Raw genomic sequence first — 20,967 nt, 5'->3', positions numbered from 1 at the left:
CGGGCGCAAGTCGCCCGTGAGTGAGGAGAGTTCATGTCGCGGCCCTTAGGCCCCTCCGGCCCCTCCCGCCCCTTCCGCTTCGGCATCAACATGCTCGACCCCGCGCCCCTCGACGAGTGGCGCGCCAAGTGCCGGCGGGCCGAGGAACTCGGCTACGACGTGATCCTGGTCCCCGACCACCTGGGCATGCCCGCGCCCTTCCCCTCACTGGTGGCCGCGGCGGAGGTCACCGAGCGGCCCCGCCTCGGCACCTTCGTGCTCAACGCGGGCTTCTGGAATCCCACGCTGCTGGCCCGCGAGGTCGCCACCACGGACACGCTGACGGGCGGCCGCCTCGAACTCGGGCTCGGCACCGGCTACATCCCGGCGGAGCACGACACGGCAGGCCTCCCCTGGGGCTCGCCGCGCGAGCGGGTCGACCATCTCCAGCGCACCGTGGAGGAGTTGGAGCGCCTCCTCGGTTCGGACGAGCACCGGCCGGGAACGGTACAGCGGCCCCGCGTGCCGCTGCTGATCGGCGCCAACGGCGACCGGATGCTGCGGCTCACCGCCGAGCACGCGGACATCGCGGCGTTCACCGGGGCGCGCACCAGCCCGGGCGGCACGCTGGAGCCGATCACGGCCGCCGAGATGGACGAACGCGTCGCCCTGTACCGGGAGGCCGCCGAGGGACGCAAGGAGCCCGCCGAGCTCAATCTGCTGATCCAGATACTCGCCGTCACCGACGACCGCGGCGCCGCGATCCGGCCCTGGCTGCCCCGTATCCCGAACCTGACCGAGGACGAGGTCCTGGAGCTGCCGATCGTGCTGGTGGGAACACTGGAGCAGATCGTGGCGCAGGTGCGGGCGCAGCGGGAGCGGTACGGGTTCTCGTATCTGACGCTCCTGGAGCCGAACATGGAGGCGTTCGCCCCCGTCGTCGAGGCGCTGCGGGGCGAGTGACCGTCCGGATCGTGGAATTCGGTGCCGCCCCACGGAACGCGTGATGGGATCGGCGCCATGACCGACTTGCGGATACGGGCCGCGACGCCCGAGGACCTCGCCGCCGTGCTGGCCTTCTGGAAGGTGGCGGCCGAGGGCACGAGCATCAGTGACGACCTGGACGGCGTGGAGCGACTGGTCGCCCACGATCCGGAGGCGCTGATCCTGGCCGAGGACGACGGCGAGCTGGTGGGCACGGTGATCGCGGGCTTCGACGGCTGGCGCTGCCATCTGTACCGGCTCGCGGTGCATCCCGGGCGGCGCCGCCGCGGGATCGGCTCCGCGCTGCTCGCCGCCGCCGAGGAACGGTTCGTACGGCTCGGGGGGCGGCGCTCGGACGCGATGGTGCTGCGGCGGAACGAGACCGGGCAGCATGCGTGGCGGGCCGCCGGGTACGAGCTCCAGGAGCAGTGGCGCCGCTGGGCGAAGCCGCTCACCGACTAGCCTCCAGCACCCAAGAGGGCACTTTGCCGATCCTTTACCATGGGAGGATCACCCGGTCCTCCCATGAAAGGTGTGAGCGTCCGCCGATGGGCGAGCCTCCCCGTACCCGACATCGCGCGATCCCCCCGCCCCTGGCCGATCATGGGACGGAGGTGACGCGATGACCGAGGTGCTCCTCCTCCTGGTGGCGGTGCTGCTCTCGCTGGCCTGTGGCGTCTTCGTCGCGGCGGAGTTCTCACTGACCACGGTCGAGCGCAGCGAGCTGGAGCGCGCCGTCGAGCGCGGCGAGCGCGGCGCGTCGGGCGCCCTCAAGGCCGCACGGAATCTGACGTTCCAGCTGTCCGGCGCCCAGCTCGGCATCACCGTCACCAACCTGGTCGTCGGCATGCTCTCCGAGTCGTCGATCGCCAAGCTGATCGCGGGTCCGCTGGAGTCGCTCGGTGTCTCGCCCTCCGCGTCCCGTTCGGTGGCGCTGGTCATCGGTACGGCCCTGTCGACGGTCTTCCTGATGGTCGTCGGCGAGCTGGTCCCCAAGAACTGGGCGATCTCCTCACCGCTCGCCGTGGCCAAGCGGGTGGCGACGCCGCAGCGCTGGTTCAGCGCCGCGTTCCGCCCGTTCATCACGCATCTCAACAACACGGCCAACCGTGTCGTACGTGTCTTCGGCCTCGAACCGGCCGAGGAGCTGGCCTCCGCGCGCGGACCCCAGGAACTGGTCGCCCTGGCCCGGCACTCCGCCAAGGAGGGCGCCCTGGAGGCGGACACCGCCGAGCTGTTCGTGCGCACCCTGAACCTCGCCGACCTGACCGCGGAGAACGTGATGACCCCGCGCGTCCAGGTCATCGCGCTGGACGTCCAGGCGACCTGCGAGGACGTGGCGAACGCGACACGGGCGACGGGTCTGTCCCGCTTCCCCGTCTACCGCGGCAACCTCGACTCGGTCGTGGGCGTGGCACACATCAAGGACGTGGTGGCGGTGCCCGCCGAGCCGCGGCCTCGCACCCCCGTCTCCCGGATCATGCGCGAACCCCTGTTCGTACCGGAGTCACTCACCGTCGACCGGCTGCTCGACCGGCTGTCCGGCGGACGCACGATGGCCGTCGTCATCGACGAGTACGGCGGCACGGCGGGCGTCGCCACCCTGGAGGACATCGTCGAAGAGGTCGTCGGCGAGGTCCGCGACGAGCACGATCCGCACGAGACGCCCGACCTGGCCCCGGCCGGCACGGACGAGGAGGGGCGGGCGCTGTACTCGGCCGACGGGTCCGCCCGCACCGACCAGCTGGCCCGCGTCGGGCTGCGGGTGCCCGAGGGGCCCTACGAGACCCTGGCCGGCTTCCTCGCGACCGGGCTCGGCCGCATACCCGCCGTCGGGGACGCCGTCGAGGTCGCCGGGTGGCGGCTCGACGTGGTGGACGCCTCCGGGCGGCGGGCCGCGCGGGTGCTGCTGCACGCGCCGCGCGACGGGGAGCAGCGCCACGACGAGGAGAGGGGGCCGCGATGACCGTCGTACAACTTCTGATCGGGCTGGCGACGCTGGTCGTGAACGCCTTCTTCGTGGGCGGCGAGTTCGCGCTGATCTCGGTGCGCCGCAGCCAGATCGAACCGCATGCCGAGGAGGGCGACCGGCGGGCACGCAGCGTCCTGTGGGGCCTGGAGCACGTGTCCGCGCTGCTGGCGGCCGCGCAACTGGGCATCACCCTGTGCACGCTGGTCCTCGGCATCGTGGCCGAGCCCGCGATCGCGCACCTGCTGGAACCGGCGTTCCACGCGATGGGCGTCTCGCAGAGCGCGGGCCACGCGATCTCGTTCGTGATCGCGCTCGCCCTGGCGACCTATCTGCACATGCTGCTCGGTGAAATGGTGCCGAAGAACATCGCGCTCGCGGAGCCGGTGCGCACCGCGCTGCTGCTCGGACCGCCGCTGGTGGCGCTCTCCCGGGCGCTGCGCCCGGTGATCTTCACGGTGAACGCCTTCGCGAACGGCCTGCTGAAGCTGCTGCGGGTCGAGACGAAGGACGAGGTCGTCGCCACCTTCTCCGACGACGAGCTGGCCAGGCTGGTCAAGGACTCCGGCGAGGCGGGGCTCATCGACGACCGCGCTCTGGAGCGGCTGCACGACGCACTGGAGCTCGGCCGCCGGCCCGTACGGGACGTGGTGCTGCCGCTGGAACGTGTCGTCTACGCGCGCGTGGGCGTCACTCCGGAGGAGCTGGAGCGGCTGTCCGCCGAGTCCGGCTTCTCGCGCTTCCCGGTCGTGGACGAGGGGCGCCGCATCGTGGGCTATCTGCACGTCAAGGACGCGCTGGACGCGATGCCGCGCGAGGTGCCGTTCCGGGTGGAGGACATGCGGCCCATCGCGCGGGTACGGGAGAGCACCCCGCTGGACGACGTGCTCACGGCGATGCGCCGCAGTCGTACGCACCTCGCGGGAGTCATGGGCAGCGACGGACGGATGACGGGGCTGGTCACGATGGAGGACGTGCTGAGGGAGCTGTTCGGGCAGACGGCGTGAGCGCGGCCGGGCCGTCCCGGCCGTCCCCGGTGGCGACCCGACCGACCGGCGAGTATGCGTGCGGGTTAGCATCTTGTCCGCCATGCAGACGAATGCCACCTACACCAGCCTTGTCGCGGTCGGCGACTCCTTCACCGAGGGCATGTCGGACCGGCTGCCCGACGGCTCCTACCGCGGCTGGGCCGATCTCCTCGCCGGCCGGATGGCCACGCGGACGCCCGGTTTCCGGTACGCCAACCTCGCGGTGCGCGGCAAGCTGATCGGGCAGATCGTCGAGGAGCAGGTGGACGTGGCGGTCGCGATGCGGCCCGACGTGATCACCCTCGTCGGCGGACTCAACGACACACTGCGCCCCAAGGTCGACATGGGACGTGTCCGCGCTCTCCTGGAGGAGGCCGTGGAGCGGCTCGCCCCTGCCTGCGAGCGGCTCGTCCTGATGCGCAGCCCGGGCCGCAACGGTCCGGTGCTCGAACGTTTCCGGCCGCGTATGGAGGAGCTCTTCTCCGTCGTCGACAAGCTCGCGGACCGGCACGGCGCACTGGTCGTCGACCTCTACGGGGCGCCCTCGCTCGCCGACCCCCGGATGTGGGACGTGGACCGGCTGCACCTGACGGCCGAGGGGCACCGCCGGGTCGCGGAGGCCGTCTGGCAGACGCTCGGGTACGAGCCCGAGGACAAGGAGTGGCGTACGCCGATGCCGCCGACGGCGCCGCCCGGCTGGGCCGCCCGCCGCGCCGCCGACGCCAGCTTCGCCAGGCAGCACCTGCTGCCGTGGATAGGACGACGGCTGACGGGACGCTCATCGGGGGACGGCCGGACAGGCGCCCAGTTCAGCGCTGAGCTGGGCAAAGCCTTCTGGGTCACCCCTGCGGACCACACAAACCCCGGCCCTGTGACGGACTGGCGACGGGTGGGGCACTAGCTAGCGCCGCTTGCGCTTCTTCTTGTTCCGGTTGTCGGCGCTCGGCTTGGCACCGCTCGGCCGGCCGGGCGCCGTCGGGTTCGCCGCGGCCTCGCGCAGGCCGATCCGGCGAGTCTGCCAGACAGTCAGCTCCCACAACCCGATCGCGACGCCGACTCCCACGACGCCGACGGGGAGGGAGCTGAAGTCGGCATCGGCGGGCTGCGGGGCCAGCCAGCCGCTCGGGTCCACCAGCAGGTCCTCGGTGGTGCCCGCGTCCTCCGTGCCGTTGCAGCCCATGCCGACGATGTTGGCGTGGTCCATCGGCCTGCCGTCGGTCCGCTTCAGCCTGCAGTGGTAGATCGGGCCGGTCTTGCCCTTGGTGGTGTACACCGAGGTGATCCGCACCTCGGTGCGCCGCCCCTGGCTCTGCATCAGCGCGGCCTGGAAGACCAGCCCGGAGCCGAGCGCGACGGCTAGTCCAGTGATCAGCCCGGCGAAGAACACCCACCCCTGGGTCGCGGTCGCCATCAGCACCGCGATCGCGAGGGCCACGGTCAGCACGCCGAGGATCAGCGCCGCCGGAAACCAGTCCGGGCTGGTGCCGAGCACGCCGATGCCCACCATCAGCAGGGGGACGAGCGCGACTATGCGGGCGAGCCGCCGCACCACGTGCGGGGGCCAGGCCACGTTCCTCCGGGACCCGGGCGCCATCAGCGGCCCTCGAACCGGCGCAGCCCGACCCGCAGGGACAGCCAGACCAGCAGCTCGAAGAGCACCAGTACCACCGGCAGGGCCCACGCGGCGATGTCGATCCCGCTGTAGTCCGTCTCGGCCAGTTCCGGCGCCGTCCAGCCGTGCGGGTCGACGAGCACGTCCTCGGTCTGCCCGACTTCCATCGGCCCGTCGCAGGAGTCGTTGCCCAGCTCGGCGTGCTTGAGCGGCTTGCCGTCCACCCGCCCCAGAAGGCAGGTGTACTCCGGCCCGTGCTTGCCCTGGTACGTCTTCACCGAGGTGACCCGCACCTCCACCCGCTGCCCTTGGTGCGCCATCACCTCCGCTTGCAGCACCGGCCCCGGCCCGGACAGCGCGGCGATCCCCACGATCACCCCGCCGACGATCAACCACCCGTTCGGCGCGGCGGTGATCAGCAGCGAGAGAGTCGCGATCAGCGTGATGGTCCCGAGCACCAGTCCGAGCCCGCTCCAGTCCGGATTGGCGGCCAGCAACGACAGCCCGACGATCACCGGCGGACCGAAAAACGCCATCGTGGTGAGGCGGCGGACCTGCCGGGACGAGGTCGCGGTGGCTATTCGAGGCACGGCGTCAGTGTGACGAACGGGGGCGCCAGGCGGGAGAGCGGGGTCCGTTACTACAGTCGCGTACTACAGTCGCGCTCTCGATGAGCACCTGTGCTCCGAGCGACGTGGCATGCCTGGCGCACCGGGCACCGGCCCTGGCATGAGGAGATGTTCTGGACCGGCGAGCGTGCGACGGTCTACTTCTGCTCCTGCGGTGAGCAGAAGACCGTCGTGGCGGAAAAACCTTAGGCCGCTGCCAACGGTCGGCCGCCCCAGCGGAGGCCCTTCTCACTGCGGACGCGGGCTCGTTCGCGGCGCTGGGCGGCCAGGACGTCGGAGTGGCGGGCATTGGCGTTGCGCCAGCGCAGGTGGCGGTGCAGCTCGCGGGTCTGAACGGTGTGGTTGGGGTGGTTCGAGTTGGCCAGGGTGAACGGCCGCAGCGGTCCGAAGTGCGCCTCGATCGGATTGGCCCAGGAGGCGTTTGTCGGGGTGAGGCACAGCTCGACGTTGTTCTTCCACGCCCACCGGCGGATCTTGGCGCCTCGCCAATGGTCAACGCCCGTGGGAATCGATCAAGTTCTACTCCCCGTCGGGTCCAGATGGAGCCATGGTGCTGGATGCCCCGACATCTATGCCGGATCTGTCGGTGCTGAAGGGAGACCTTCGCCCCGTGAAGGGTTCGGTCATCGGTCACTGTCACTGCTGAGGAGTCGAATATGGGTACCTATCAGAAGGACCTATACCCGGACGTGACCGCTTCGGGTGGCCTTGGACCGGCCATGAAAGAGGCGGCGACGCTGCACGGATGCGACATCGGGCTACCGCCTTGGCAGTCCGACGTCATCAGTATCGAGACGGCAAGGGGCTTCGTGTCGGTCCATACTGCGACCGAGAAGCGTCTGTTCCGGGTGCGTGTCGACATTATCGGGTTCGCCGAAGGAGTCCCTGGGTTCGCCTGGGAGATCGGCTCGACGGACGACCTCGGATCGCTCGTGGAGGCGGTCGCTGCATGGCGGGAAGGAATGCCACTCGACGGGTTGAAGGCGAGATTCGAGTTCCTGGAGCTCGATGAATTCGCCAGAGCAATCGAAAGCGGAGAGCCTATCTCTTTGCAGTGGTCCGGCCTTCTGTCGTCCGACTTCCACCGGAGACAGTGGAACCTTCTGCGTCGCCTCCGTGCGGACGAGGTACTGAGGAACATGTTCCCATCGATCACGCACGGTGCCGTCCGCCTGTGTGTGGATCCGTTTCCGTTGCTGGACGGAACGAAGCGTCAGGTCCTGGTGTACGAGCCGGACGAAGAGCGTTATGAGGTCATTCGCCCCGGGGTGCCCGCGGCGGACTGGGTCGGGGTGCCGACCGGTGATCTGATCGCCTACCTGCGAGCTGCCTTGAACGAAGAGTGATCTCGACAGATCGCTGAGGTCGAACCCCGCCAGGTAATCCCTGGCGGGGTTTTCCTTCGTGATGTGCCCAGCATGGGCGATCGATTGGGCTGCGGTCCGGGGACGGCCGGCTGTCCTGGGGACTGGCCGACCAGGCGGCCTCCAGCATGTCCAACTTCGTGGTGGGCATCTACGTGGCCCGCTCGCTGGGGGTGACCGCGTTCGGCGTGTTCAGCCTCGCCTGGGTGACGTGCGGCGTGGTGCTCAACGTCTCCCGCGGGCTGGCCACCGATCCGCTCGTGGTGCGCTTCAGCGGCGTGTCGGACGCGTCCTGGCGCGGGGCGGTGACCCGGTCGACGGGTACCGCATCGGCATAGGTGCAGCCATCGGCGCGGCGTGTCTGGTGGTCGGGCTTGGCCTCGGCGGCCGCGTGGGGCCCGCGTTCGCCTGACTCCGCGTCATGCTGCCTGGGCTGCTGCTGCATCGAGCTCGTACAACGGGGCGGTGCATGCCACCGCCTTCGCTCTGCGGCTGAGGCCTTCGTCGACTATGACTGTGGGCTCCCAGGTCTCATCTCGCACAGATCGCACAGTAACCTGCTGCAACTTCTCCGCTCTACGTCCCGCTCCGCTCCACAACCCTTTGCCTTCGGGGGCTTCGGCTTGGTCACGCTGCGGTCCGGTGACGGACGCCCGGCCAAGCGGCCGGAGCTGCTGCCGTACGAGGGGTCCGTGAGGTAGACACGGTGGGTAGGCGGACGGCCGAAGGGAATCCCATGCCCACCACCGTGATCAACCTCAAGGGTCATATCCACGAGTTCGGTCCCCGGCTCGAACACGCTCCCGCGGACCTCGTCTACATCGGCCGCCGCTGGACCATGGGCCACTGGGACCTCCCGCAGCACCCGCTCTACAACCCCTTCGCCTACGACACCCCCACGAAGAAGCGCGACGGAACCCGCGCCGAGATCATGGAGAAGTACCGGGCGTATCTCCTCGAACGCCCCGACCTCCTCGACCAGGTGCCCGCCCTGCGCGGCAAGACGCTGGCCTGCTGGTGCGCACCCGAGCTGTGCCACGGCGACATCCTGGCGGAGCTGGCCGACGCCTCGTAGCGCCGCCGACTTCCGTGACCGGCCCCGGCCGAGCGGGGGCATCACCCCCACGGGCTCCCCCGGTGGCGTGAGCGCACTGGTGCCTGCTTGCTGGACCGAGAGGGAACGGGGGCTTCGGGACGAGAGCGAGCGCCGATGAAGCCGAAGGAAGAACGGCTGCGGACACCGCGCGCCGCCGGGTTGGCGGGGACGGTGTTCGCCCTCCTGCTGGGGGCGGCGATCGTGCTGGTGCGGATCTCGATCCCGGCGGGGAACGCCGCCGACGCGACCGTCGCGCCGAACGAACGGTGGGCGGTCCGTACGGCTTTGGAGATCATCCCGTTCGCGGGGATCTTCTTCCTGTGGTTCATGGGCGCCGTGCGCGCACGGGTCGGCGATGCCGAGGACAGATTCATCGCCACCGTCTTCATGGGCAGCGGACTGGTCTTCGTGGCCACCATGTTCGGGGCCGGCGCCGCGGCGGGCAGTGTGCTGAGCCAGCCCTCCGGCTTCGGCCGCGACTTCGCCTACACGCTGATGACGACGTACGCGCTCCGCATGGCCGCCGTGTTCGTCTTCACGACCTCGACCATCGGTCACCGTCTCGGCGTCCTCCCCCGCCCGCTCGCCGTCCTCGGCTATCTCGCGGGGCTCGTCCTGCTCGTCGCGGGATCCTCTCTGCCCTGGTCGGAGCTGGTCTTCCCGGCCTGGGCGCTGGTCGTCAGCCTCCACATCCTCCGTGCCGGCCTGCGCACCCCGGCGAGCGGCTGAGCACCCTCTCGCGCATGCTGTGGAGGAGGGGGACGAGAACGGGCCACGGAAAGGCTGATCCTCGGTGAGGCTTGTCGTCGATCTCAACCGCTGCCAGGGATACGCGCAGTGCGCATTCCTGGCTCCCGATGTTTTCGCCATGCACGGGGACGAGTCCCTGCTCTACAACCCCGAGGCCGAGGAGGACCGGCGCGAGGACATGGCGCGAGCCGTGGCCGCGTGCCCCGTCCAGGCCATCATGGTGGAGGCGAACTCCCTGGACGGGAATCCCGGAACCGAGCGGGAGGCGGTCCGGTGAGCGCCGACGGGTCGCTGGACCGGCTCAAGCGTGAAGGCCGCATCGTGGTCGTCGGCGCCTCGCTGGCGGGGCTTCGGGCCGCGGAGACCTTGCGTGAGGAGGGGTTCGCCGGTTCCCTCACGATGATCGGGGACGAGCCCTACGAGCCGTACGACCGACCGCCGTTGTCCAAGCAGGTCCTGCTGGGCAGGGCGACCGCGGACCGCACCGGCCTTCCCCGGCACCGCGCCGTCGACGCGCAGTGGCGCCTCGGGGTTCCGGCCACCGGCCTCGACATGGCGGCCCGGCGGGTGCGGCTGGCCGACGGCGACGAGGTGGAGTACGACCGGCTGCTCATCGCCACCGGTGTACGGGCCAGACCCTGGCCCCGGGAGGACGAGGCCGAGCTCGACGGGGTGTTCGTGCTGCGGACCCGCGACGACGCCGACGCGCTGGAGCGCGCACTCGCGCAGGGCCCCCGCCGCGTGCTCGTCATCGGCGCCGGGTTCACCGGCTCCGAGATCGCCTCCGCCTGCCGGGAACGCGGGATCGCGGTCACCGTGGCCGAGCGGTCCGACGCGCCCCTGGTCGGAGCGCTCGGCGGAGTCGTCGGCGACGTCGCCGCCGAGCTGCATCGCAAACACGGCGTCGACCTGCGCTGCGGTGTCATGGTGACCCGCCTGGAGGGCGACTCCGCGGGACACGTCCGCGCCGCGCACTTCTCCGACGGGAACACCGTCCAGGCCGACGTGGTGATCGTCTCCCTCGGCGCGCAGCGCAACACCGAATGGCTCGCCGGGTCCGGACTCGGCGCGGGTCCCCGCGGGATCGCCTGTGACGCCGGGTGCCGGGCCTTCGACATCCGGGGCATCGTCACCGACGACATCTACGTGGCCGGCGACGTCGCACGGTCCCCGCACCCGCTGTTCGGCTACCAGTTCCTGTCCCTGGAGCACTGGGGCAACGCCGTCTCCCAGGCCGAGACCGCCGCGCACAACATGCTGAGCGACAGTACGGACCGCCGCCCCCACATCTGGGTGCCCGCCTTCTGGTCCTCCCAGTTCGGCGTGAACATCAAGTCCGTCGGGGTGCCGTCGATGGGGACGGAGATCCTCATCGCCCAGGGCTCCCGCAGCGAGCACAGGTTCACCGGCGTCTACGGGTACCAGGGGCGCGTCATCGGCGCCGTCACCTTCGACCAGACGAGGTGGCTGCAGTTCTACCAGCAGCTCATCGAGACCACGGCGCCGTTCCCACCGGCCTTCCCCACCGTGGACCGCCGCCCCGAGGGGCAGGAGCCCATGCCCGCGGACTTCCCCGACCCTTCCGTGCCCACCCACGGCCCGACCGTCACCCTCAGCGGATACGCGCCGGACGACCGACGGCTGACGTTCACCCCCGCTCGGCACTGATCCGACGTTCCCTAGGACGCACCCATGACCGAAGCCATCCTGCGGCAGATCATCGACTACGCCCACCGCGCCAATCCGTATCCGCTGTACGCGGAGCTGCGCAAGACGCCGGTGTACCACGACGCGGACGGACCGTACGTCGTCAGCAGGTACTACGACATCCAGAGCCTGCTCCACGATCCGCGCATCAGCTCCGACGCCCGCAATCTGAAGACGCCGGCGACCGCGAACCCGCTGGCCGCCGAGGGGGACGAGGAGACGGCCCTTCCGCCGAGCTTCCTGCGGCTCGACCCGCCGGAGCACGACCGGCTGCGCCGCATGACGAACCGGCCGTTCGGGCCGCCGCACACCCCACGGCGTGTCCACGAGATGCACGGCGAGCTGAAGGACATCGTCTCCGGGCTCATCGACGGCATCGACAGCCCGGACCGGATCGATCTGGTCGACCAGTTCTCCTATCCCTTCCCCGTGACCGTGATCTGCCGGCTGCTGGGGGTACCGCGCGAGGACGAGGCGCGCTTCCACTCCTGGGCGGACATCATCGCCGCCAGCCTCGACCCCGACCCGGGCGCCGACGCCGACGAGCGCGCCAAGGTCTCCCACAACGCCCGCACCGAGCTGGGCATGTATCTGGCCGGGCTCATCGAGGAACGCCGCAAGAAGCCCGGTGACGACATGCTGTCCCAGCTGTCCACGGCGGGAGGGCCGGACGGTGTCATGACGACGATGGAGGTCCTGAGCACCGCGGCGCTCCTGCTGATCGCCGGCCACGAGACGACGGTCAACCTCATCACCAACGGCATGCTGACCCTGCTGCGCAACCCCGACGTGCTCGAGCGGCTGCGCGAGGACCCGAACCTCGCCGTCCCCATCGTCGAGGAGCTGCTGCGGTTCGAGCCGCCGGTGCAGCTGGTCCCGCAGCGCACCACCATCGCCGACATCGAGGTCCGCGGGGTCACCATCCCCAAGGGCGCCTCGCTGTGGCTGGTGCTGGCGGCGGGGAACCGCGACCCCGACCGCTTCGAGGATCCGGACCGGTTCAACCCGGACCGCGGGGACATCCAGCACCTCGGCTTCGGCAGCGGCATCCACAGCTGCTTCGGCGCCCCGCTCGCCCGCCTGGAGGCACAGCTCGCGCTGAGCGAACTGGCCCGCAGACTGGACAACCCCCGGCTGCTGGAGGACCCGCCGCCCTACCGGCAGAACGCGGTCCTGCGCGGCCCGCGCCATCTGCCGATCGCCTGCGACGGCATCCGCCCCTAGGTCCTGTCGTCACATACCCGTCGTCGGGAATGTGACGACAGGACCCAGGGACACCTGACCAGGGCCACCGCCGCTGACCTGGGCTCCGGAGCGTACGGACGTTCCGGAGCCCCTCCGGACGGCGGGTAAACTCCGTCCACGTGACTGCCGCGCCTGCAAAGCCCCGTATCCCCAACGTCCTCGCCGGACGCTACGCCTCCGCCGAGCTCGCCACGCTCTGGTCCCCCGAGCAGAAGGTGAAGCTGGAGCGTCAGCTCTGGCTCGCCGTGCTGCGGGCGCAGAAGGACCTCGGCATCGAGGTCCCGGACGCCGCGATCGCCGACTACGAGCGCGTCCTCGACCAGGTCGACCTGGCCTCGATCGCCGAGCGCGAGAAGGTCACCCGGCACGACGTGAAAGCGCGGATCGAGGAGTTCAACGACCTCGCCGGGCATGAGCACGTGCACAAGGGCATGACGTCCCGGGACCTCACCGAGAACGTCGAGCAGCTGCAGATCCGGCTCTCGCTGGAGCTGATGCGCGACCGCACGGTGGCCGTCCTGGCGCGGCTCGGCAAGCTGGCGGGCGAGTACGCCGAGCTGGTCATGGCCGGCCGCTCGCACAACGTGGCCGCCCAGGCAACCACTCTCGGCAAGCGCTTCGCGACCGCGGCGGACGAGCTGCTCGTCGCGTACGGCCGCGTCGATGAGCTGCTCGGCCGCTACCCGCTGCGCGGCATCAAGGGCCCGGTCGGCACCGCGCAGGACATGCTCGACCTGCTGGGCGGGGACGCGGCGAAGCTCGCCGAGCTGGAGCAGCGGATCGCCGGGCACCTCGGCTTCGCGCAGGCCTTCACCTCCGTCGGCCAGGTCTACCCGCGCTCGCTGGACTACGAGGTCGTGACCGCGCTGGTGCAGCTGGCGGCCGCGCCGTCCTCGACGGCCAAGACGATCCGGCTGATGGCCGGGCACGAGCTGGTGACCGAGGGCTTCAAGCCGGGCCAGGTCGGCTCCTCGGCGATGCCGCACAAGATGAACACCCGCTCCTGCGAGCGTGTCAACGGCCTCATGGTCATCCTGCGCGGCTACGCCTCGATGACCGGCGAGCTGGCGGGCGACCAGTGGAACGAGGGCGACGTGTCCTGCTCGGTGGTCCGCCGGGTCGCGCTGCCCGACGCGTTCTTCGCGCTGGACGGTCTGCTGGAGACCTTCCTCACCGTCCTCGACGAGTTCGGCGCCTTCCCGGCCGTCGTCGCGCGCGAGCTGGACCGCTACCTGCCGTTCCTCGCGACGACCAAGGTCCTGATGGGCGCGGTGCGCGCGGGCGTCGGCCGTGAGGTCGCGCACGAGGCGATCAAGGAGAACGCCGTCGCCTCCGCGCTCGCCATGCGCGAACAGGGCGCCGAGCGCAACGAGCTCCTCGACAAGCTCGCCGCCGACGAGCGCATTCCGCTCGACCGCGCGCAGCTGGACGAGCTGATGGCCGACAAGCTGTCGTTCACCGGTGCCGCGGCCGACCAGGTCGCCGCCGTCGTCGGCCGCATCGAGGAGATCGTGAAGCAGCACCCGGAGGCCGCGGGCTACACGCCGGGGGCGATCCTCTGACGCGGCTCACTCCCGCGGACCTTGAGGCCGCCCGCGACCGGCTGGTGCCGGATGTCGTCGGGGACGGCCTCAAGGTGCTTTTCTGCGGCATCAATCCAGGGTTGATGACCGCCGCCACGGGCCATCACTTCGCCCGTCCCGGCAACCGGTTCTGGCCCGTGCTGCATCTGTCGGGGTTCACGCCCCGGCTGATGAAGCCGTCGGAGCAGGGCGAGTTGCCGTCGCACGGGCTCGGCATCACGAACGTGGTGGCGCGCGCGACGGCCCGGGCCGACGAGCTGTCCGCGGAGGAGTACCGCGAGGGCGGACGGCTGCTGAGCGCCAAGGTGGAGCGACTGCGGCCTGGGTGGCTGGCGGTGGTGGGGGTGACCGCCTACAGGGCGGCCTTCGAAGACCGGAAGGCCGTGATCGGCCCGCAGGAGCGGACGATCGGGGACACCCGGGTCTGGGTGCTGCCCAACCCGAGTGGGCTCAACGCGCACTGGACGGCGGCGACGATGGCGGAGGAGTTCGGACGGTTGCGGGTGGCCGCGGCCGAGGGGTAGCGGATCAGGTCACGGCGGGTCGATCTCGGTGATCACGGCCAGGAGCTGCAACGGCCACTCCTTGTCCCACTGCGAGACACCGAGGGCGACCCAGCGGTCGTGCCCGGTCGCCTTCCAGAGGTGCACATCGGGCACATGCCCGCTCACGATGCCCCAGGGCTCGGGTATGTCCTCCCCGTCCATCGTCCGGTCGAGCACGCTCGACAGGCTGAAGACCTGCGGAGGCCCCCAGCGGTGGGTGAGCAGCACCGAAAGACCGTCCCGGTCGGCCTCGTACTGCTCCGCCGTCTCCTCCCGTGCCGTGCCGTCGTCCTCCCAGAATTCCTCGCTCGTCGCTAACTCGGCGATGTGGTAGCCGGGTCCCGCGTCGCCGACGTCCGAACGGCCGTGCTCACGGGGGAAGTCCTCGGAGCACAGCCGCAGGATCGTGGCGAGGTGCTGCGCGCTGGTCATGAGGTCCAGTAAAGCGGCTGCCACTGACAATTGCCGTGCCGTCAGGCGTCCCTGCGCCGTAGGCACCACGCACCCGCCGCGAGGGCCGCCGCCGTCCAGGCCGCGGTCACCGTGAGCCCGGTCCAGGGGCCGAGTGCGCCGTCCCACGTCTCGTGGAGCACCACTTGGCCCGCCCGGTCCGGCAGGAAGTCGGCCACGCCGCCCGACATTCCGCCGATCACGAAGGAGACGATCAGGAGGAACGGGACCAGGATGCCCAGCGTGGCGACCGCGCTGCGCAGTACGGCCGTGAGCCCGGCGGCGAACAGGGCCATCAGCGCCAGGTAGAGGCCGCAGCCCACGGCCCCGCGTACCCCTTCGCCCCACGTCAGCCCGCTCGCCCTGGATCCGAGGACCGCCTTGCCCACGACCAGGCTCACGAGCCCGGTCACCAGGCCGACGGCCAGCGCGGGAACCCCGATCGCCACCGCCTTGGCCGCGAACCACCGCCCCCGCCGGGGCACCGCGGCCAGCGACACCCGCAGCGCGCCGCCCCGGAACTCGGCCGCGACGGCCTGCGCGCCGAACGTGATCGCCGCGATCTGCCCGAAGCTCACGCCGAAGAACACCGAGAACAGCGGGTCGAAGTCCTGGCCCCCGGAGTCGTCGAGACCGGCGAGCGCGGAGAACGCCGCCGTCGCGAGGAGCACGGCGAGCAGTCCCGCGACGAGGGACCGCAGCGTACGGATTTTGATCCACTCCGCGTGGAGTACGGGTGCGAAGGTCATGACCGGGCCTCCTGGGGCCGTGTGGGCGACGGTACGGCGGTGAACTCGGCGTCGGCGGCCGTCAGATCCAGGTAGGCCTGCTCCAACGTGCCCTCCTCCGCCGCGAGTTCGAGGATCGGCAGGCCCGCGCCCGAGGCGAGGAGCCCGATGTCCTCCACACGTGCGTGCGGGACGGTCCACCGTCCGTCCGCACCCTCGACGGCCTCGTGACCGTGGCGTGCGAGCAGCGCGCCGAGAGCGGCGCCGTCCGTGGTGCGCACCCGTACCCGGGGCCGCACGCGCGCGTGGATGAACTCGCGCAGGGGTGTGTCGGCGAGGAGTCTGCCCCGGCCGAGGACGACGAGGTGGTCGGCGAAGGACGCGGTCTCGTTCATCAGATGGCTGGAGACGAGCACCGTGCGGCCTTCACGGGCCAGTCGGCGCAGCACCTCTCGGATCCAGATGATCCCTTCGGGGTCGAGCCCGTTCGACGGCTCGTCGAGCAGCACCACGGGCGGGTCACCGAGGAGTGCGGCCGCGATGCCCAGGCGCTGTCGCATGCCCAGGGAGTACGTGTTCATCCTGCGCCGCGCCACGGACGCGAGCCCCGCCTCCTCCAGCACGGCGTCCACCCGGCGTTCGGAGATGCGGTTGCTCACGGCGAGCGCCCGCAGATGGTCGCGCGCGGTGCGCGATCCGTGCGCGGCCCCTGCGTCGAGCAGTGCTCCGACCTGGCGCAGGGGCTCGTCGAACGTGGCGTAGGGCCGCCCGCCGACGGTGGCGGTGCCGGACGTGGGCCGGTCCAGGCCCAGGACGAGCCGCATGGTGGTGGACTTTCCGGCGCCGTTGGGTCCGAGGAAGCCGGTGACGCGGCCGGGAAGCACGCTGAAGGTGAGGTCGTCCACGGCGCGCCGACTGCCGTACTCCTTGGTCAGGTTCTGGACGTCGATGCTGTTCATGGCCCCAGCCTGGCGGCCTTTGCGCGGTCGGTACTCCCCCGCCGGTGGAGATCGTCTCCCCCGCTCGGGGGAAGCCGGTTGCCGGGGCCGGCTGGGACGATGGCGCGATGGCCCGCCTTCTGCGCCCGTTGCTCCTGGGGACCACCTACACACGCCTGCTGCATCTGTGGGTGCCGATGTTGTTCGTCAGCGTGTGGCTGTTCATCGACATGTCGAGGCCGTGGGTGCCCGCGGTGCTGTTGATCCCGCTGGGGCTGGTCCCGGCCGTGCGGCGGGGCGAGGGCGTGCAGGCGCGGTACATGCTGGCGCCGGACGAGCCGCAGGAGCGGGGCGACCGGGGCGCGGCGATCTCGGTCGCGCCGTCGGCGACCTGGCGGGACCGGTTGCGGACCGTGCTGTGGCTCGAAGTACGGATGGGCCTCGGGGCGGTGGCGATGGGGGTCACCGTCTGGCTGCCGGCGACCGCCGTCGAACTGGCCGGGGCCGCCTCCGGTCGCCCCGTCGACGTCACACTGCTGCCGGTGTCGCCCCCGCCGTGGGCCTGTGCCCTGCTCGTACCCGTGCCGCTGCTCGCTCTGTACGGCGCGGTCGTCGGCCTCGGCGAGCTGGTCACAGCCATCGCGCGCCGGCTGCTGGGCCCCTCTCCCGCCGAGCGCCTCGCCGCCCTGGAAGAACGCACCGAACAGCTCCTGGAACGCACGCGCATCGCCCGTGAGCTGCACGACTCGATCGGGCACGCGCTGACCGTGGCGGTGGTGCAGGCGGGCGCGGCACGGGCGGCCGGCGACCCCGCGTTCACCGACCGGGCGCTGCTCGCCATCGAGGACACCGGCCGGGCCGCCCTGGAGGACCTGGAGCGCGTGCTCGGCGTGCTGCGCGAGGCCGGGCGCCCCGCGAGCGGCCGACCCACGCTGAGCGAGGCCGACCGGCTCCTGGAGTCGGCGCGCGGCTCGGGTGCGAAGGTCGACGCCGAGGTGACGGGTGCGTTGGAGACCGTGCCGGGACCGGTCTCCCGCGAGGGCTATCGCATCCTCCAGGAGTCCCTGACCAACGTGCTGCGCCACGCGGGGAGCGTGCCGGTGCGGGTCCGTATCGCGGTCGACGACGGCACTCTGGGCCTGGAGGTCCGCAATCCGCTGACGGCCGGGACAGCGGGGCCGGGCCGTGGCAGTGGCCTGCGGGGCATACGGGAGCGGGCGGCGCTGCTCGGCGGGCGGGCACGGACCGGGCCGGACGGGGGAGACTGGCAGGTACGGGTCGAGCTGCCGTTGCGCTGATCTACGCTGGCCGGATGCCGGTCACCGTTCTCCTCGTCGACGACGAACCGCTCGTCCGCGCGGGTCTGCGGGCCGTCCTGGCGGCGCAGCCCGACATCGAGGTCGTCGGAGAGGCGGCCGACGGCGCCGCGGTGATCCCGCTCGTGCGGCAGCTGCGGCCGGACGTCGTGGCCATGGACGTGCGCATGCCGCTCATGGACGGCATCGAGGCCACGCGCGCGGTCCTGCGGACCGTGAGCGATCCTCCGAAGATCCTCGTCGTGACCACGTTCGAGAACGACGAGTACGTCTACGAGGCGCTGCGCGCGGGTGCCGACGGCTTTCTGCTGAAGCGGGCCAGGCCCGCCGAGATCGTGCACGCCGTGCGGCTCGTCGCGGAGGGCGAGTCGCTGCTGTTCCCGGCGTCCGTACGGCAGTTGGCGGCCGAGTACGGGGGCGGCAGCGGGAATCCGGCGGCGCGGACGGCCATGGAGCGGGCCGCGCTGACCGAGCGGGAGGCGGAGGTGCTGCGGCTGATGGCCCGGGGGCTGTCGAACGCGGAGATCGCCGGACGGCTGATCGTCGGGACCGAGACGGTCAAGTCGCACGTCAGCGCCGTACTGGCGAAGCTGGGGGCCCGGGACCGTACGCAGGCGGTCATCGCGGCGTACGAGTCGGGGTTCGTGGCCCCGGGCTGAAACGGCGGTCCGCCGGTGGCGGAAGCGACCGGTCGGTAGCAAAGGAGGTCCCCGGCTCTCGCCGGGGCGCGCCGCGCCGAGTACGATCCGGCCAACACGCGCACGAGCTGGGAGGACGGACGTTGGGGCGGTTGACCGGCGGGGACCCCTCTCTGCTGCGAAGGATCAATTCCGCGGTGGTGCTGCACGCGCTGCGTGCCACGGACTGCGCGACGCTGACCGAGATCACCCGGGTGACCGGGTTGTCGCGGCCCACGGTCGAGGGTGTCGTGGAAGGGCTGATCGAGGCCGGGCTCGTGGTCGAGAAGGCGGCCGAGGAGGGCGCCGCACGGCGTCAGGGCCGTCCCGCGCGGCGGTTTCGGTTCCGGGCCGAGGCGGGCCATCTGCTGGGCCTGGAGATCGGTCCCCATCGCGTCGCCGGGCTCCTCGCCGATCTGGACGGCCGGGTGCTGGGCGCCATGTCGAAGGACGTGGACGAGACCGCGTCGGCGGACGAGCGGCTGGAACGGCTGCGCACGGCGGTCGCCGATCTGCTGCGCCGCGCGGGTGTCGCGCGCAGCTCCCTGCGGGCGGTCGGCGTGGGCAGCCCGGGGATCGTCGAGGCGGACGGCACCGTACGTCTGGGCACGGCGCTGCCGGAGTGGACGGGGCTGCGCCTGGGCGACCGACTGAACCGTTCCTTCAAATGCCCGGTGCTCGTCGAGAACGACGCCAACGCGGCGGCGGTCGCCGAGCACTGGAAGGGCTCGGCGACGGAGTCGGACGACGTGGTGTTCGTGCTGGCCGGGCTGAGTCCGGGGGCCGGTTCGCTGATCGGCGGGCGGCTGCACCGGGGATACGGGGGCGCCGCCGGGGAGATCGGGGCGCTCCATCTGCTCGGCCGCGGAGCCACTCCCGAGACACTGCTGTCGACCACGGACGAGCCCCTGCACCCGCTCGACGAGCAGGCCGTCGCCGAGGTCTTCGCGCTGGCCAAGGGCGGTGACCAGCGGGCCCGCGCGGCGGTCGACCGCTTCATCCAGCGCCTCGTGCACGACGTGGCGGCCCTGGTCCTCGCCCTGGACCCGGAACTGGTCGTCGTCGGCGGCTGGGCGGCCGGTCTGGACGGCGTACTGGAACCGCTGCGGCGCGAACTGGCGCGCTACTGTCTGCGCCCGCCCAAGGTGGCGCTCTCCCTGCTGGGCGAGGCGGCCGTCGCGACGGGCGCCCTGCGGCTGGCCCTCGATCATGTGGAGGAGCAGCTGTTCGCGGTGGAGGGGACCGTGACCGCACGCCGCTGACCAGCGGTCTCACGGACGCGGGAAGCCGGCCACTGGCCTCACGGACACGAAAGAGCCGTCACGCCCCGGAGTGTTCCGGGGCGTGACGGCTGAGGCCTGGGCCCTGTCGCGCGGATCAGGCCTGGGCCGCGGCTCAGGAGGCCCGGCGCTCGGGGTCGTGGTGGATCTCGACGCCGCCGGAGTCGCCGAAGGTCAGCCGGCAGGTGTCGGCGCGGTATGTGGCCACGGAGACCGCGGCGGTGCGCCCCTCGGCGAAGTAACGGGTCGTGACGACGAGGACGGGCGCCCCGGGCAGACGGTCGAGCTCCTTGGCGTCGTCCGCGCGGGCCGAGCCGAGCTCCACGGCGCGGTCCTGGCCCTCCAGGTCGAGGTGCTGCAGTTCGCGCAGCACGGAACGGGCGAGGGTCGACCCCGACGGGGCGTCGATCGCGGAGAGGCCGGGCACCGAGGACGCCGGGATGTAGAGCAGCTCGGCGGCGACCGGCTGGCCGTGCGTCACACGGGAGCGGCGGATCGTGTGCACCTGGTCGTCGGGGCCCGTCTCCAGGACGTCGGCCACCGCGGCGGGCGGGACCGCCACCTCGCAGGCCACGGGCTGCCAGGCGTCGCCGACCGCGCCCGGCCACACATGCTGCTCGGTTCCGACGGCCACGCCCACGCGCGGCGGCGCGACGGTCGTGCCCACCCCGCGGCGGCGCTGCAGTCGCCCTTCGAGCTCCAGCTGCTCCAGCGCCTGGCGCAGCGTGGCTCGGGCGACGCCGAACCTGGCCGCGAGGTCGCGTTCGTTGGGCAGGATCTCGCCCACGGAGAACTCAGAGTCCAATGCCTCGGTGAGCACCGTCTTGAGATGCCAGTACTTCGGCTCCGGCACCGTTTCCAGCTGCGTGGTCCCCACCCTGTCCTCCGCAATCGCCGTGGCCCGGCGGCGTTTTAGCGCCCTTGTTTATTAAAGGTTCTTGCACTATCCCTGCGACCATAGGGCCGCCCCCACCCTTGGTCAAGACCAATCCTCGATCCCTTACGGATTGCGGAGGCGCCTTGCCGCACAGCGTTCACAGGGCGTTCGCGCGGGGTGATGTTCGTGACACAACGTCGAAAGCCCCCG

The 20,967-nt window shown here is 71.4% G+C and carries 23 protein-coding genes and 2 pseudogenes; 18 read left to right on the top strand and 7 right to left on the bottom strand.

All coding sequences use genetic code 11. The features are described 5' to 3' along the window. The first annotated feature begins 33 nt into the window (after window positions 1-33). The 5 genes from ACFVWD_RS19295 to ACFVWD_RS19275 all read left to right on the top strand — a co-directional run bounded on the left by ACFVWD_RS19295 (window position 34) and on the right by ACFVWD_RS19275 (window position 4,861). A complete protein-coding gene (locus tag ACFVWD_RS19295) occupies window positions 34-942 on the top strand; it encodes an LLM class F420-dependent oxidoreductase (RefSeq protein ID WP_389597516.1) in 909 nt (302 codons plus the stop codon). Between the two features lie 57 nt (window positions 943-999). Continuing rightward, entirely contained in the window at window positions 1,000-1,425 is a 426-nt protein-coding gene (locus tag ACFVWD_RS19290) for a GNAT family N-acetyltransferase (protein ID WP_389597515.1), read from the top strand. Between the two features lie 160 nt (window positions 1,426-1,585). Continuing rightward, window positions 1,586-2,929 carry a hemolysin family protein gene (locus tag ACFVWD_RS19285; RefSeq protein ID WP_389597514.1) on the top strand — a complete coding sequence of 448 codons (1,344 nt, stop codon included), beginning with the start codon at window positions 1,586-1,588 and terminating at the stop codon, window positions 2,927-2,929. Beyond that, window positions 2,926-3,939 carry a hemolysin family protein gene (locus ACFVWD_RS19280; protein WP_389597512.1) on the top strand — a complete coding sequence of 338 codons (1,014 nt, stop codon included), beginning with the start codon at window positions 2,926-2,928 and terminating at the stop codon, window positions 3,937-3,939. The genes ACFVWD_RS19285 and ACFVWD_RS19280 overlap by 4 nt, the downstream gene beginning before the upstream one ends. Before the next feature lie 82 nt (window positions 3,940-4,021). Further along, window positions 4,022-4,861: an SGNH/GDSL hydrolase family protein gene (locus tag ACFVWD_RS19275; RefSeq protein ID WP_389597510.1), complete on the top strand. Its 840-nt coding sequence runs from the start codon at window positions 4,022-4,024 to the stop codon at window positions 4,859-4,861. Here ACFVWD_RS19275 and ACFVWD_RS19270 read toward each other — a convergent pair whose 3' ends face one another. Next, window positions 4,862-5,530, bottom strand: a complete 669-nt coding sequence (locus tag ACFVWD_RS19270; protein WP_389597508.1) for a hypothetical protein — start codon at window positions 5,528-5,530, stop codon at window positions 4,862-4,864. It abuts the gene before it with no gap. A 23-nt stretch (window positions 5,531-5,553) separates the two neighbouring features. Continuing rightward, window positions 5,554-6,162 (bottom strand): hypothetical protein, encoded by a 609-nt coding sequence (locus ACFVWD_RS19265; RefSeq protein ID WP_389597507.1) that lies wholly within the window; start codon window positions 6,160-6,162, stop codon window positions 5,554-5,556. Window positions 6,163-6,252: 90 nt separating this feature from the next. Here ACFVWD_RS19265 and ACFVWD_RS19260 point away from each other — a divergent pair, with 90 nt between their 5' ends. After that, window positions 6,253-6,390 (top strand): hypothetical protein, encoded by a 138-nt coding sequence (locus ACFVWD_RS19260; RefSeq protein WP_389597505.1) that lies wholly within the window; start codon window positions 6,253-6,255, stop codon window positions 6,388-6,390. Here the strand turns inward: ACFVWD_RS19260 and ACFVWD_RS19255 are convergent. After that, a pseudogene (locus tag ACFVWD_RS19255) lies at window positions 6,387-6,692 on the bottom strand (IS630 family transposase); the annotation flags it as partial. The gene ACFVWD_RS19260 and the pseudogene ACFVWD_RS19255 overlap by 4 nt on opposite strands. 165 nt (window positions 6,693-6,857) lie before the next feature. Here ACFVWD_RS19255 and ACFVWD_RS19250 point away from each other — a divergent pair. The 9 genes and pseudogenes from ACFVWD_RS19250 (at window position 6,858) to mug (ending at window position 14,470) form a co-directional block, all read left to right on the top strand. After that, window positions 6,858-7,547 carry a hypothetical protein gene (locus ACFVWD_RS19250; protein ID WP_389597503.1) on the top strand — a complete coding sequence of 230 codons (690 nt, stop codon included), beginning with the start codon at window positions 6,858-6,860 and terminating at the stop codon, window positions 7,545-7,547. Between the two features lie 83 nt (window positions 7,548-7,630). After that, a pseudogene (locus ACFVWD_RS19245) lies at window positions 7,631-7,974 on the top strand (hypothetical protein); the annotation flags it as partial. Between the two features lie 327 nt (window positions 7,975-8,301). Continuing rightward, the gene (locus ACFVWD_RS19240) at window positions 8,302-8,640 is read left to right on the top strand and encodes a DUF4326 domain-containing protein (RefSeq protein ID WP_054229004.1); all 339 of its coding nucleotides are present in this window, start codon (window positions 8,302-8,304) and stop codon (window positions 8,638-8,640) included. Window positions 8,641-8,775: 135 nt separating this feature from the next. Further along, window positions 8,776-9,390 (top strand): hypothetical protein, encoded by a 615-nt coding sequence (locus ACFVWD_RS19235; protein WP_389597501.1) that lies wholly within the window; start codon window positions 8,776-8,778, stop codon window positions 9,388-9,390. 64 nt (window positions 9,391-9,454) lie between these two features. Continuing rightward, window positions 9,455-9,688: a ferredoxin gene (locus ACFVWD_RS19230; protein WP_389597500.1), complete on the top strand. Its 234-nt coding sequence runs from the start codon at window positions 9,455-9,457 to the stop codon at window positions 9,686-9,688. Further along, complete coding sequence (locus ACFVWD_RS19225) at window positions 9,685-11,079, top strand: NAD(P)/FAD-dependent oxidoreductase (protein ID WP_389597498.1); 1,395 nt, start codon at window positions 9,685-9,687, stop codon at window positions 11,077-11,079. Before ACFVWD_RS19230 ends, ACFVWD_RS19225 begins: the two co-directional genes overlap by 4 nt. A 24-nt stretch (window positions 11,080-11,103) precedes the next feature. Next, entirely contained in the window at window positions 11,104-12,342 is a 1,239-nt protein-coding gene (locus tag ACFVWD_RS19220) for a cytochrome P450 (RefSeq protein WP_389597496.1), read from the top strand. A 140-nt stretch (window positions 12,343-12,482) separates the two neighbouring features. Then, on the top strand, window positions 12,483-13,925 hold the full coding sequence (gene purB, locus ACFVWD_RS19215) for an adenylosuccinate lyase (RefSeq protein ID WP_101407875.1): 1,443 nt from the start codon (window positions 12,483-12,485) through the stop codon (window positions 13,923-13,925). After that, entirely contained in the window at window positions 13,922-14,470 is a 549-nt protein-coding gene (gene mug, locus ACFVWD_RS19210) for a G/U mismatch-specific DNA glycosylase (protein WP_168500896.1), read from the top strand. The genes purB and mug overlap by 4 nt, the downstream gene beginning before the upstream one ends. A 9-nt stretch (window positions 14,471-14,479) precedes the next feature. Here mug and ACFVWD_RS19205 read toward each other — a convergent pair whose 3' ends face one another. Genes ACFVWD_RS19205 through ACFVWD_RS19195 form a run of 3 tightly spaced genes read right to left on the bottom strand, consistent with a single transcriptional unit; the run spans window position 14,480 to window position 16,628 of the window. After that, window positions 14,480-14,923 (bottom strand): hypothetical protein, encoded by a 444-nt coding sequence (locus ACFVWD_RS19205; RefSeq protein WP_389597495.1) that lies wholly within the window; start codon window positions 14,921-14,923, stop codon window positions 14,480-14,482. Between the two features lie 41 nt (window positions 14,924-14,964). Continuing rightward, window positions 14,965-15,690, bottom strand: a complete 726-nt coding sequence (locus tag ACFVWD_RS19200; protein ID WP_389597493.1) for an ABC transporter permease subunit — start codon at window positions 15,688-15,690, stop codon at window positions 14,965-14,967. Further along, the gene (locus ACFVWD_RS19195) at window positions 15,687-16,628 is read right to left on the bottom strand and encodes an ABC transporter ATP-binding protein (RefSeq protein ID WP_389597491.1); all 942 of its coding nucleotides are present in this window, start codon (window positions 16,626-16,628) and stop codon (window positions 15,687-15,689) included. Before ACFVWD_RS19195 ends, ACFVWD_RS19200 begins: the two co-directional genes overlap by 4 nt. A gap of 107 nt (window positions 16,629-16,735) precedes the next feature. Between ACFVWD_RS19195 and ACFVWD_RS19190 the strand changes: the two genes are divergently transcribed. The 3 genes from ACFVWD_RS19190 (at window position 16,736) to ACFVWD_RS19180 (ending at window position 19,862) form a co-directional block, all read left to right on the top strand. Then, window positions 16,736-17,905, top strand: a complete 1,170-nt coding sequence (locus tag ACFVWD_RS19190) for a sensor histidine kinase (RefSeq protein WP_389597489.1) — start codon at window positions 16,736-16,738, stop codon at window positions 17,903-17,905. A 14-nt stretch (window positions 17,906-17,919) separates the two neighbouring features. Continuing rightward, window positions 17,920-18,582, top strand: coding sequence for a response regulator transcription factor (locus tag ACFVWD_RS19185; protein ID WP_168506757.1), 663 nt, complete (start codon window positions 17,920-17,922; stop codon window positions 18,580-18,582). A gap of 122 nt (window positions 18,583-18,704) precedes the next feature. Further along, complete coding sequence (locus ACFVWD_RS19180) at window positions 18,705-19,862, top strand: ROK family transcriptional regulator (protein WP_101407882.1); 1,158 nt, start codon at window positions 18,705-18,707, stop codon at window positions 19,860-19,862. A gap of 133 nt (window positions 19,863-19,995) precedes the next feature. Here the strand turns inward: ACFVWD_RS19180 and ACFVWD_RS19175 are convergent, their stop codons facing one another. Then, on the bottom strand, window positions 19,996-20,757 hold the full coding sequence (locus ACFVWD_RS19175) for a GntR family transcriptional regulator (RefSeq protein WP_389597488.1): 762 nt from the start codon (window positions 20,755-20,757) through the stop codon (window positions 19,996-19,998). Window positions 20,758-20,967 lie beyond the last annotated feature (210 nt).

This window comes from Streptomyces sp. NPDC058086 (genome assembly GCF_042885015.1).
In the GTDB taxonomy this organism is placed as follows: Bacteria; Actinomycetota; Actinomycetes; order Streptomycetales; family Streptomycetaceae; genus Streptomyces.
This window is presented reverse-complemented; position numbering and strand designations above follow the sequence as displayed.